Below are 13,625 nucleotides of genomic sequence, written 5' to 3' on the forward strand. Positions count from 1 at the left end.
CTGTCTCAAGCGTAGACGTAGATTGGCGGTTCAGACGGGCGCTGTGGAGGGCCCCGGCAGCGGCTCGGATACCTCGGCTACCGGGATGTTCAAGCGTTTGAGCCGCCGCACCAGGAACGCGTCTTCCTTGAAGCTGCCATCAAAGCGTACGTATCGGTACCAGGAGGCCAGATGAATATCGTTTTCGATGGCGAATCGCTCAAGGGCGATTCTGTTGCGATTGGCCGGGTCGCGGGCTTTCTCGTACCAGGCTTTCAAGTGCTGGTCAGTGATACGTCGGTTGGCTTTTCCGGTGATGCGCGTATTGAGTATTTTTGATTGCCTGGCCAGGCCCCGGATGGTCAGTGCACCATCGGGCTGAACGTACGTTTCCCATACTGAAAGCTTCACGCTGTTTTCCTGCCTGAACAACTGTGCGCTTTGTGGCGTCTTGTTGGGTGCATCCACCCATCGCATGAAGGTCGCATCGTTGAAAGGCTTGGCTTCGAATGTGAGCCGCTCGATACCCCGCGCCGTGAGTTCTCCGCTCTGCTTTACGTGTTGGCTCCACGTGTTGAACGGGATACCGCGTTCGGCAAAAAACACCGCAGGCGTCAGGGCCGGTGCTTGCCCCGGGGCCTGGGCCAGGGTGGTTGCGACGTACACTTGCCACTGCCTGAGCGCTTCATCCACTTCCTGGCTGGTCTTGGGGGCACCGCCGGGCAGGCGCTCCAGGGTGTCCAACGCCCAGCGCTGCGTCCCCGCCATCCGGCGCAGGCGAAACGGCGTACTGGCACCCGAGGGAGTCAGCACCCGTGCGACTACGCCATCGGGATCGTAGAGGTTGAACGAGTCCTGGATGCGCAGTACAACCTCATCACCCGAGGCGTGAGTGCCGCGCACCAGCAAGGTCGAGGGCGAGCCTGCGGTCCGATAAATGGCACTGCCTTCGGCCAGGGAGGCGCTTGTGGGAATGCCTCCGGGCACTGCCAGGCTGGCGCTCTGGCGTTGGAACTCACGCTGATAGCCCGGCAGAATGGCCTGGCTCATCGACCTTGTACCGCGTGGGCTCGAACCGAGCACCAGTGGCAGTGGCCGCAGGCTGATACCGGCACTGCGCGCCGCGCCGGCAACGGGCGCGCCAGCATTCGCCATCTCGACCATCACCCTTCCGGCAAAGCCATGCCGCACAATCAGCCCGGGGATGTTGCGCCCCAGTTTGCGCAGGGTTTGCAGCGTCAGGCCGCCCACTCGGGCCAGCCATTTAACCGTCGATGCCGCGTAGTGACCCGCCCCTGGGAATGCGCCCAGTGCGGTCAGGGCGAACTCGACGCCGTACATCACCTTGTTGAAGGTGGACTGGCTCTCCAGTTCCTCATTGCTCAGTGTCTGCTCGTCGGCCCGGTAGGCCAGGTGCTGGTGGTGCTGGCGATACAGCCCGGCGAGGAAATCACCGGTATGGGGGGCGAATCGCGGATTCAGCAGGCGCGCATCGGTCGGTAGCCGGGCCTTGAGGTAGGTCTGCCAGGCCGGGGCCTGGCTCAGCCTTGCCAGCTCGGCCTCGTTCTGGACCTCCCTGAGCAACTGCCCGTCCGGAGCGTCCGGGGTATACATCACGACCGGCTCCTCGACCGCAGTGCCGATCAGCAGCACCCCGTTCACCGTTTGCCCGCCGCGTCCTTCGGGGGCATCACTGGCGGCGTTGAACATCAGGGCGGCGGCGATCACGCTTTGGCCGTCTACGGGTTGGCGGTTTTGCGCAGCGGGGGCAGCCAGTACCGCGGCAACCCAGGCGGCGCCTTTCTTTTGCGCGTTGTCACTGGCCAGCGGCGTGCTGTAGGCATCCGGGTTCAGCTCGGCCAATAGCGCGGCGTAACTCAAGGTAGCTTGCTGGGCGGCCATCCACGTGTCTTTCAATGCTTGGGCCTGGCGCGTCATGGGCTGCGGATAGAGGTGTTGCTGGAGTACGTTTTCGATGTAGCGCGGGCCGATATTCAGCTCCTTGAGCCATTGCTCCAGCACGTCCTTCGCCAGGGTGATGGGTTTGCCGCGACCATCGCGCAGCCACCGGCCCGCGGTGTTGGTGAGCGTGGTTTCGAGCTTGTCGTCGGCACTCCAGGTGAGGCTTTTTTCCCAGGGCTTGGTGTTTCTCAGGAGTAACTGCGTCAGGCTCATGCGCTCGATGTCGCCGACGCTTTCATGGCCCGAACCAAAGCCACTGCCGGCGCTGATGCGTACCCGTTCAGTACGGATGACCATTGTCAGGTCCGGGTCTGCCTCAGGCACCGGGCATCCGGCCTTGAGGCTGGCGGCCAACGCTTTCATGGCCGGTAGCGCATTGATCTTGACCATCACCTGTTGCTTGGCGTATTCGCTCAGGGCAGGTACGACTTTCCACTGTTGCGCCAGCACCTGCTGTTTCTCCAGGGCCGCTTGGGCGTGGCTGTGCAGGCGGGCTTTGTTGGTCGGGCTGAGGCGTTTTTCCCAGTCTGGCCGATGCTCATCCAGCAGCAGCTGATTGCGCGCCATGAACGCGGCGGCGGTGTCCAGCAGTTCCGCCAGTTCGGCACGGCCATTGTGTTCGGCGCTGCCGGGGTCACACCCAGGCTTGAAGTCGGCCTCGTGCCAGTGTTCGGCCTGGCCCAGGAGGGTCTGGATATCATCGAGCTGTTTGTCCAGCAGGCTCTGCACGGCGTCGGCGATGAAGTCGCCCTCAATCGGCCTGAACACCTTGCTCAGGTGCATCCCCCAAAGCCCATCGAGCGATTGGGCCTGGGCGATCGGCAGGGTGCAGGCGAGCAGTCTGCCCGCTTCCTCGCCGGCGTCGAGGCGGGCGGTCAGCCCATCGTGCAACGTCTGCAACGTCGCGAACTCTTCAAGCCCCTGGACCGGGGAGAACAGCACCACCGGCCCATGCACCGTACTGCCGCCGGTGCCTTGGGTACTCAGGTTCTTGTGCCCATTGGGCCAGTGGGGCAGGGTTGCCAGGCTGGCGTCGCTGGGGGTCACTACGAAGCACCCGGCCAGGCGTTGGCCCTGAGCACTGCCGTTATCGACCGTGAGTTGATACACCCCGGGGCGTTGGCCGTGGCTGAAGCGCGCCTCGCGCCGGGCCTGGTTGGTATGGCCCAGTACGCGCTCGATCAGCAGCTTGGCGGCGGGGCTTAGGGTGGTGTCGATAAAACGCAGGCGCGCTTGCACGTCCAGGCATTGACGGTAAAGGTCGTTGAGCTTGATTTGCGGGCAGCTCAAGCCTGGCCCCAAGGGACTGTGCCAATACGCGGTGATCTGCGCCGGCAAGCGCCTGCGCAGGGTTTCGGCCAGTTCTTGCAGGGTACCGTTCCAGGCCACTTGCTCGGTCTCGGCCACCCTACTGGGGCTGGGGAACACGGCTTGGGCGAGCGTCGCATCCGCGGTGTCGTCCTGCATGATGTCCGTGGGCAGGCGTCTCAATAGCGCTTCGCGCAGAGTCTGGGAGAGCTCCAATCGGCGGGTGCCTGCACTGTCGATGCGGTAGCGGTTGACATATAAGGCGTCCAGGCGGGCGTCGGTGGGCAGTTGGGTGAAGGTTTCCTCAAGCAGAGTCGATAGCGCGCCCTCCAACGCTGGGTGTTTGTCCTTGTCCAGCAGGTAGCCGATTTGTTCGTTGAGGGAGTCCCAGAGGCGGATCAGGTGCTTTTGCTGCTCACTGTCGGGCGCGGTGTGGGGAGTGACGATTTGCGCCACCGGGTCGCGTGCTGCGGGCAGGTGCTCCAGCAGCGCCTGGTTGCCCGACAGCGGCAGCGCCAAGTGGGAGTGCAATCGGGTGGCCAGTGCCTCGAACGTGGTGTGAGTGGTACCAAAGGTGTGGGCGATATCCGCCTGTTGCTGGTCGCGCTGGGCGTGCAGGCAGTGGCTGAACACCGGCCCGTTGATTGGGGTAAAACGCAGGTTTTGCCCGCTTTTCAAGACTTCGCTGGCGCGCTCGCGTTCGCTGCCTGGCACGTTGGCCAACAGCAGGCTTTTGCTCGTGCCACTGACCAGGCGCCTGCTCAAAGTGTTTTGCAGGGTAAAAAAGTTCTTGAAGGTTTCACCACCATATTGCGGGGTGTACAGCACTGCCGGCAGCGTCGAGTGCAATTGTTCGCTGAGGATGAACACCCCGTTAAGCGGCACCGACCACGTGGGTGTCTGTGGGTCATGCAGGGTGAGGCTGACCGCCCGCGGCGGGGTCGCGGCGCCCGAGGTTTCATGCAGTACCAGGTTCTCGATCAATTGCCGGCCTTCGGTCAACAGCATCAGGTCCGGGTGCTTGGCCTGGCGCGCGCTGAGCAGTTTCAGGTCTGCTTCAATACGCAGCAAGTCGCGTAGCTGTTGACTTACGGCATCCTGGACACTGAGCCCGCCAGTGAGAGGGTGCAACCCCGACCAGAAATCCTGGAGCCTGCGTTGATAAGCCAGCAGGCTGTTCTGGCGCAGGTCATCGACCAGCGCATTCAGGGCCGCTACTTCAAGGGTGGCAAACTCGCCGTCTGTGCCTGCGCTCAACGCGTCGTGGTAGAAGCCCATGGCCGGGCCGTCGGGCGCGGCTGGCGTCGCCTTGGCGAGCAGGGTGGGTGCGGCGCCGGTGACAACGGCCGCTTGCACGACCTGGGTCAGGTTGCGCGAACGCGTGATACGCGGCACCTGCGAAGGGCTGTCGTAGGTGTATTCATTCAAGTACAGCGCATCAGGGTTCAGAGGCTGGTCGGGCGACAGTTCGCCCAGTTCCTGGCGCAAGGCGGCGCTCAGTTGCGTGGCGAACAGGGGCTGGCAATCAAGCAGGCTCTGCAAGCTGCTGGTGCACAGGCTGAGTTGGCGCAGCAGCTCTTCATGGGTAGGGGGCGGGAGTGCGGACATATTCAGGGTTTTCCGTAGTGTGGGTGATTCGTGCGGGCCGTTGCACAGTTGTCGAAGAAAACGATCGGCCCACACTACGGAGCGCCATGCCTGGCCGGAGGGTAATTAACTACCTCAGCGGGCCAGTCGCAGCGCGGCATCGACGGCGGTAATTGTCTACGGCAATGGGGCGCAGGGCAGGGCGTAGGGTTGCGGGTTTGACCGTATGGAGAGCGCTCATCATGACTACCCTCGGCCCCGTCCCGGCATCGTCACGCCAGGCGGCTATCGAACAAATTCACACCTTGCTGCACCCGCCGCCGTCGTTGCGTACGGTCGCGCAGCAAAGTGCCCAGGCTGACCTGGACCAACACTTCGGGGCAGCGACCTGGCAAGCCGAGCGGCTCTATATCGGCACACCGGGCGAGAGCAATGGTGCCCTGGCCTATCAGGCCCTGGTCGATTGTTTACTGCAGCGCCTGGCCGCGGCCAAGCCACTGCTGCTGGTGCCGGGTTATCAGGTGGTTGTGCAGCGCCAGCGCGAGGTGTTCGTGCCCGGTGGCCCGCCCCTGGCACAGCTGGAAGTCCTGATCAATCGCTGCGCAACGCTGCTACTGGGGGCCTATGCCCAACACCTGCAAGCCTGGTGGCGAGAAGCCTTGCCGGTGAACATGACGCGTTGGGGCTATGTGTCGGATGACCTGCTGGCGTTGTTGTACGAGTCCCCGCCGCCACCTGGATTCACTGCGCAACGTTTTGCCAGCGTATTCCCCAGGCACTTGCTGCGCCCCGCTCGGCCCGATCCGCAGTGGAACCTGCACGGTGATGCGGTGCGCGTACAGGCCCTGTACCTGTGCGGCGAACCAGAGACGAACGATGGGGCGCAGATGCTGCCATTGCTGGTCCTCAGCCATGGGGCGCAGCATGTGCTGTTCAGCCCGGCCAATGGGCTGCACCCCTTGACGCGCCTGGAGGATGTCGCCAAGTGGCTGGCGGCCTATGCGCCGACGCCTGGCGCGCCGACCCACTGGTTTGCCGCCGATGTCGAGGGCGATCCGTTCGATGCCTTGGCGGCGAGTTACCTGGCGCAGCAACTGCGTGACATCGACCGCATCGACCGCAGCATTGCCCTGGCACCCGGGCAACATCAGGCGCTGCTCGATTACATCACCGATGCCCGCCGCTGGTTTGTGCCCCGCCCCAGCGCGTTGCAGCGCAGCCTGCGCAACGTCATGCCACTGTGGCTGACCCAGGCCGGCGATGCCGACAGCACTGCCTATGCGCGGTTGCTCCAGGCCTGGGTGCTGGCGCGCCAGGACAGTGCCGGCGCGCATTTTCTCGAGGGTATCGGCTCGATCCAGCAGTTTGCCGACAACGCCCTGCAAGCGTGCTTGAGGCGTGAGTCCAGTGCCCAGGAAGTACGCCCCGGCAATATCCGTCTGACGTTCAATCGCGTAGTCGCCGCCGCAGTGCCGGTGCAGGGGGGCTTCATCGCAGGGGAGGTTGACCCTGTGACCGTTACCCTCACCGAATTGGCCCTGGAGAACCTGGCCGGATTCCCCTCCACCCCCTCCTTGATCACCCTCGACAATGCGCAGGCCCCGGTATGGTTGACATACAACCTGCTCAAGAGCTGTGTCGCCCGCGCCAATGTCGGCCAGGCCTACCCGGATCTGCTCAAACAGAAACTGGTGGATGACCCGCAGGAGACCGCCCGCCGTTTGCAGATGTTCAGGCGCCAACTACGCGTGCAACTGCCGATGCTGGCGCTGGAATTGAAGATCAAGGGCGAGCACGGCCTGACCCAGCAAGGCTTCAAGCGTGTACATGCCGTGTTGCAAGCCAAGACCGCGGACCGCCAGGTAGACGGCCAAGCGATGGCGTTGTGGCCGCTGGCATTTAAGGCCACGGCAGATGCTGCCGCGGATGTGATTGCCAACCACTTCATCATCGGACCGCGACGGCTGCAGACCGGCGTGCACCTGCTATACCGGCCATTGCTGGAACCGATGTTGCTGGAGTTTGCCTCGATAGATGCTTTGTTCGCTGCGATCAAGGCCCCAGGCCCGTTGCAGGACAGCGTACTGACCTGGATCGCCCCTGGGCGCCGGGCGGTCTACGCCCAAGGCGGGTTTGAAGAACCGCATGTCCGCCGCTTTCTGGCGGGCGATGAATTCACCCGGTATGAAAAACCCGCGCCAGCGCAGCTCGCCAAACAGATCAGTGCCGAGGGGCCGACCAGCCAGGTGTTCAACGCGACCGCCAAGGCCCTGGTGGCCCTGGCCGACCGGCAGTCGGTGTCCAATACCGAGCAACGCTGGGCCAGTTTGAAACAGGCCGGCTGGTTGCTGTTCGGCGCCGTGCTGCCGTTCGCACGGGGACCATGGATGCTGGGCGGGTGGCTGCTGCAACTGATGGACAGCCTGCAACAGGATGTCCAGGGGCTGGGCAGCGGCGATAAGCAGGTGCAGAGCGCGGCGATCATGGATGTATTGATGAACCTGACGCTGATTCTCGCCCATCAGGGCGCCCCTCACGATCCACGACAGCAGGTTGCACTGGAACATCCACTGTTCGCCCCCTTGGCGCAACCCGAAGTGATTCCAGGGCAGCCAGTGCCGACGCAGATCCCGACGCCCGCGACCTTCCGCGCCGCCGCCGGCTGGGCCAATGCCCGCGCGACCTTGACCGATTCCCAGCAGGCGCGGCTGCGCACCCTGAGCCTCAAGGTGTTCGCCGAGCCGTGGCCCGAGTTCCTGCCCAACGCAGAACAAGGCGGTCGCTGGAGGGGCCTGCTGCGTGATACCACGCACATGCCGGCCCAGTGGCAGGCCCTGGTGCGCGGGCATTTGTACCGGGTCCAGGCTGAACAAGGCCGCGTGCGGGTGATCAGTGCCGATGGCGCCACCCTCGGTCCCCGGCTCGAAGCACTGGGCGAGGGGCGCTGGGATTTTGATTTGCGCCTCTATCTGGATGGCGGCAATGCCGATAGCGTGATTCAAGCCGCGCAACAGACGGCGCTGGCTTCACTGCCCACGCTTGAGCGCGAGTACCTTGACGCAAGCCAGGCACGCATACGCTCCCAGGCAGCCATGGAAGTCGCAGGGAGGCTGATGCGTCAGGCCACTCACCTCAGTGATGAACAACTGGCCCAGGTCCGCGAGCGCTACCGCACGGAAGTCCAGAACAAGGTGCGCCTGTCCCAGCACGAGCTGCAACTGCTGATGCGCCTGCGGGAGATCAAGCCGCGGCCCCACTACGAAGAGGATCTTTGCGAAGTGCTGGAATCGCTGATCCTGGCCCTGCAACTTCTGGACGCCCACGCCCGTGAGCACATGCTGCGGATCAATGCGCAGGTCAGGCCGTTGTTGACGCTGTTGGAGAGCGAGAGTGCGGAGGAGGCGGAGTCCGATATCAACCATCAGGCCCACACCCGACTCCAGGCGCGCATGGGCGAATTGGTGGTGGTACAGGAGTCGGCGATTGAGTGGCGTACCCTGGAAATCAACGCCATGCACCAACTGCGCAATGTGCCGCGCCTGGGGCGTGATAAAGCCGCCGCGCTGGTGGCGCAGTTGCCCGCGCGACCGTCGAATGTAGACCTCAAGACCTTGCAGATGACTTCCCTGTGGGGCCTGAGCATCGACGCCGGCGGCCCGCCGCTGGAAGATGAGTTCTATCAGGGCTTGAACCAGGTGATGAACCGGGCCCGGTGTGCCAGCCGCTCCCTGGCGGATCTGGAACAACTGGCCGTGACCCGCGAGGAACGGATCGAATTGCTCAAAAGCTTCAGTCAGGTGTACGCCTTCACTGACGATCGCATTGAGTTCTGGCGCGCCATGACACCGGAGAGCTTTGACTTGCCCTACCTGCAAAAACTCCAGGCGCTGCTGCGCGGTCTGCGCCAGCAGGTGGAGGAAGAACTGGCCGGGCTGCTGGCAGCGGATGCGCCAAGCACCAGCGCCCCGGTGGCGACCGGCGCACGGCAGAAAAAGATCATTCGTACGCGCAATCGTGATGTGTATGTGGCGCGCTTCAAGGCTCGTGCCCAGGGCGGTGGTGCCGAGACGGCAGAACTGGTGGACGCCAAGGACAATGTGATCGCCACCTTCACCGAGGCGGCAGACGGTGTCTGGGAACCTGTGGAACCACCGGCCCGGGGCCCCGCCGCAGATCCGCAATTGGGCGCGTTGATGAACAAGGGTCAGCGCCTGCTGCGAGATGTCGACAAGGCAATTCTCAAGGTACAAGCACTGGCCGCGACCTGTACCCCATCTTCCCTGCAAGCGTTGCTGGACGAGCAGGCGACCAGCCGACGCTGGGTGGCCGACAGTATCGCCGGCAAACTGCGTGACCTGGACCTTTCCCGCTTGTCGGTCGTACAGCAAGGCAATGCCAGGACTCGGGAAGGTGAGTTGCGGGCAGCGGCGTTGCGCCTTGAGGCTGCCGGGGTGCAGGCACGGGTCCGGGCCAGCAAACTCAAACTGGACAGCGTAGAGGACGTGGCCTTTCTGAAACAACTCGACGAGGTGAACATTCTTCGCCAGGGAGCTCGCGTGCCGCTTCAGGGCAAAGCCCAGGATTTCCTGCAGGTGTACACAGTGGTGGATGCCCATTCCAAACACCCCTTGTGCTATGCCCACTTTCACTATGAACGCAGTCAGGGGCCGGACGACCACTACACCGCCGCGCACCTCAAGAGCCCCGAGCAGGAGCGCCTGGGGCGCCAGGCCCAGGCCGAGGTCGAGGCCCAAGCTTTTGCGCGTATCCGTACCGGTCAGGCCGGACGGGTGCGCCAGACTCTGGAGATTGACCGGGCAAGCATTTCGCGGGCGCTGGCCAGGCGCTTGTTTTTCAGTGTGGATTAGCCCTGGCGACTGATGGCAGCTGGCTCGCCAACGGCGCGGACACATGCCCCCGGATGCAGACAAGTTATGTAATAATTCCCGCCGTTTTGCGCCGTGAAGGCCGATCTAGACGCTTGCAGCTGCCGCCGTCGAAAGCGGTTTTTACGGGGCTTATCGCCAAATTTTGCTGTTTATAGAGTGAAAAGCCCTGTCGGTAGCTTTTTATACTGCACGCCCGCTGACCTGCCCGGTTCCTACGGCCAGGCGGGTCTGTCCACAAGGCAGGCCCGGTCCCAGCCGGTGTATCAGGCCATCCGCCGATACGCTTGAGGCTCAGTGGCTAATCCAATAACAAAATGAGGTTGTACCCTTATGCCAGTCGGCAACCCACTGCCCCATGGCGAGACCGCTCAAGGCGGCCCGCTCAAACGTGAACTCGGTGAACGGCATATTCGCCTGATGGCCCTTGGCGCCTGCATCGGTGTCGGCCTGTTCCTCGGCTCGGCCAAGGCCATCGAAATGGCCGGCCCGGCGATCATGCTCTCCTACATCATTGGCGGCCTGGCGATCCTGGTGATCATGCGCGCCCTCGGCGAAATGGCGGTGCACAACCCCGTCGCCGGCTCGTTCAGCCGTTATGCCCAGGACTACCTCGGCCCGTTGGCGGGCTTTCTCACCGGTTGGAACTACTGGTTCCTGTGGCTGGTGACCTGCGTCGCGGAAATCACCGCCGTCGCCGTGTACATGGGCGTGTGGTTCCCCGATACGCCACGCTGGATCTGGGCCCTGGCGGCACTGATCAGCATGGGCACGATCAACCTGATCGCGGTCAAGGCTTTCGGTGAGTTCGAGTTCTGGTTCGCGTTGATCAAGATCGTCACCATCATTGCCATGGTGATCGGCGGCGTCGGCATCATCGCCTTCGGCTTCGGCAATGACGGCGTGGCACTGGGTATTTCCAACCTTTGGGCCCACGGCGGTTTCCTGCCCAATGGCGTGCAGGGCGTGCTGATGTCCCTGCAAATGGTGATGTTCGCCTATCTGGGCGTGGAGATGATCGGCCTCACCGCCGGTGAAGCGAAGAACCCGCAGAAGACCATCCCGAATGCCATCGGCTCGGTGTTCTGGCGCATCCTGCTGTTCTATGTGGGCGCTTTGTTCGTGATCCTGTCGATCTACCCGTGGAACGAAATCGGCACCCAGGGCAGCCCCTTCGTGATGACCTTCGAGCGCCTGGGCATCAAGACCGCCGCCGGCATCATCAACTTCGTGGTGATCACCGCCGCGCTGTCCTCCTGCAACGGTGGCATCTTCAGCACCGGGCGCATGCTCTACAGCCTGGCGCAGAACGGCCAGGCGCCGGCGACCTTCGGCACCACCTCCAGTAACGGCGTACCGCGCAAGGCCTTGCTGCTGTCGATCTTTGCCTTGCTGCTGGGGGTACTGCTCAACTACCTGGTGCCGGAAAAAGTCTTTGTCTGGGTGACCTCGATCGCCACCTTCGGCGCGATCTGGACCTGGGTGATGATCCTGCTGGCCCAGCTCAAGTTCCGTAAGGGCCTGAGCCCGGCCGAACAGAAAGCCCTGAAATACCGCATGTGGCTTTACCCGGTCAGTTCCTACCTGGCCCTGGCGTTCCTGGTGCTGGTGGTGGGCCTGATGGCGTACTTCCCGGACACCCGCATTGCGCTGTACGTGGGCCCGGTGTTCCTGGTGCTGCTGACGGTGTTGTTCTACGTGTTCAGGTTGCAGCCGACCAACGCTGGTGATGGAGCGGCGCTCAAGCAGCCATGAGCCACTGAGCGCGCCTGTGCACGCAAATGTAGCGCCTTAGGGGCGTCACATTTGCGTGTCGGTGCCCCTACCTATCTATTCCTCCCTGCGGTTATTCACTCTTTAGGCTGGCTGTTCCGACTGCCATTTTTCAAAGAGTGACCCCATGCCCGACACTAATCCCCTGCTGCTGCCCAATGATTGGCCGCCGTTTTCAGCGATCCAGGCGCACCACCTGGTGCCCGCCATTCAACAGATCATCAGCGAGTGCCGCAGTGTCACCGCTTCGATTATTGCCAGTCAGGCAGCCTTTCCCACCTGGGATGACCTGGTGCTGGCCGTGGATGAACTGGAAGCGCGCCTGGATGGTTTTGTGCACGTCCTCACCCTGCTTGACTCCGTCCCCCAAGGTTTGGCCTGGCAGCAGGCATCAACGCGTAGTCAAGCGATGGCAACACAGTACAAAGCCGAGCTGGCAGGCAATGGCGACCTGTATCGGCTTCACCGACAACTGGCCGCCAGCCCTATAGCCGCGCTGTTCAGTGAGCAACGCCAAAGCGCGCTGCAAAAAAAACTGCGCAAGTACAGCGTGGCCGGCCTTGAGCTGTCACCGGAAAAGCAGCTGCAGCTCAGTGCGTTGAACCAAGACATCGACGTCTTCAGCCAGGCATTCCTGGACCGCGTGAAAAACGCAAACGATGCATGGCGCAAGCATATCCTGGACGCGTCAGTGTTGAGCGGACTGCCTGATTCAGCTCAGGCACGCATGGCGAGTGCGGCTACGGCGGCCGGTCTGCAAGGCTGGTTATTGACCCTGTCGGAGCAGTCCTTTCGCGAGGTGATGACTTACGCCGATCATCGAGGCTTGCGTAAGGAAATCATGCTCGCGTACTACAGCCGTGCAGTGAACAGCGACCCGGAGGCGATCGCCGATGACAATGAACAGGTGCTGACAGCGCTGCTCTATAGTCGTCACCAGAAAGCGCAACTGCTGGGTTATGCCAATTTCGCTCAACTGGCACTGGTGGAGCAGATGGCAGGCACGACGGAGCAGGTCAGCGTATTTATTCACCAACAGATCGACCTGGCACGCACAACGTTTACCCACGAGGCACAGCAACTGCAAAACTATGCCGCGCAACGCGGTATCGATGTGCTGGAGCCCTGGGACCACGACTATTTCGCGGAAAAAATCCGTCAGGATCTGGCGGGCATCTCCCAGCAAACCGTGGGCAACTACTTCCCGTTTGAGTGGGTACTGCAAAGGCTATGCGCGTTCGCCAAGACCCTGTTCGGCGTCGATTTGATCGAACAGGCCACGGTCGATACCTGGCACCCGGATGTGCGGGTATTTGAGCTCAGAGAGTACGCAGAACCGATCGGGTATTTGTTCATTGACCCTTATCGGCGCAGTGAGGCGGCGGGGTTTGGCTTCACATCCAGTCTACGAAGCCACCGAATGACGGCTGAAGGACGACCAAAACTGCCCGTGGCGGTGCTGCGTACCCAAATGCCGGCCCCGATCACGACCCATCCTTGCTTGATGGATCATTTACAGCTGCGGGTCTTGCTACACGAGTTCGGCCACTGCCTGCAGCACCTGTTGACCTCGGCGCCTTATCGGACGATCTCCAGTATTGATCAACTGAGCCGGGATGCGTCGGAGTTCGTCAGCCAGGTCTTGGAGCAGTTCTGCTTTACACCCTCGTTCCTGATCTGGCTCTCGAACCATTTCCAGACGGGAGAACCGTTGCCTGACGACATGGCCACCAGAATCAGCCGGTTGATTCACACCCAGACCAGTCAGGAAACCGCCAGGGTTTTGCTCACAAGCCTGGTCGACTTCGAGTTGCACCGCACTCACGGTGACGGACGCACACCCCATGAGGTTTTCAGCCAATGCAACGCGCAAGTCGGGCATTTGCAATGGCCGGCTGGCGCTCGTCCACTCAATAGCTTTGAACAACTTATCGACTATGGAGCCAACGCCTACTCCTACAGGTGGTCGGGTGTCCTGGCCAGGCAGGCATTTGAGCGGTTCGAGCGTGACGGGCTGTTCAACCCCGAGACCGGGAAAGCCTTTCGTGAAGCGTTCATCACTCAAGGGACACCGGCACATTGTTAAAGTCACTGGCGCTTTTTCGGGGTGAAGGCGACTCCTGCGCCGAG

General features: G+C 62.5%; 4 protein-coding genes. 3 read left to right on the forward strand and 1 reads right to left on the reverse strand.

Translation table 11 applies throughout. The annotated features are described in order from the left end of the window. Positions 1-30: 30 nt before the first annotated feature. Positions 31-4,857, reverse strand: a complete 4,827-nt coding sequence (locus tag KVH01_RS01400; protein WP_217880196.1) for a dermonecrotic toxin domain-containing protein — start codon at positions 4,855-4,857, stop codon at positions 31-33. A 221-nt stretch (positions 4,858-5,078) separates the two neighbouring features. On the opposite strand from KVH01_RS01400, the gene KVH01_RS01405 reads away from it, so the two are divergent. The 3 genes from KVH01_RS01405 to KVH01_RS01415 all read left to right on the forward strand — a co-directional run bounded on the left by KVH01_RS01405 (position 5,079) and on the right by KVH01_RS01415 (position 13,581). After that, the gene (locus KVH01_RS01405; RefSeq protein ID WP_217880197.1) at positions 5,079-9,704 is read left to right on the forward strand and encodes a hypothetical protein; all 4,626 of its coding nucleotides are present in this window, start codon (positions 5,079-5,081) and stop codon (positions 9,702-9,704) included. 351 nt (positions 9,705-10,055) lie between these two features. Continuing rightward, positions 10,056-11,477: an amino acid permease gene (locus KVH01_RS01410; protein ID WP_043050126.1), complete on the forward strand. Its 1,422-nt coding sequence runs from the start codon at positions 10,056-10,058 to the stop codon at positions 11,475-11,477. Between the two features lie 145 nt (positions 11,478-11,622). Next, complete coding sequence (locus KVH01_RS01415; protein WP_217880198.1) at positions 11,623-13,581, forward strand: M3 family metallopeptidase; 1,959 nt, start codon at positions 11,623-11,625, stop codon at positions 13,579-13,581. The last annotated feature ends 44 nt before the right edge of the window (positions 13,582-13,625 follow it).

Origin of the sequence: Pseudomonas khavaziana (assembly GCF_019145205.1) — a bacterium.
Taxonomy (GTDB): Bacteria; Pseudomonadota; Gammaproteobacteria; order Pseudomonadales; family Pseudomonadaceae; genus Aquipseudomonas; species Aquipseudomonas khavaziana.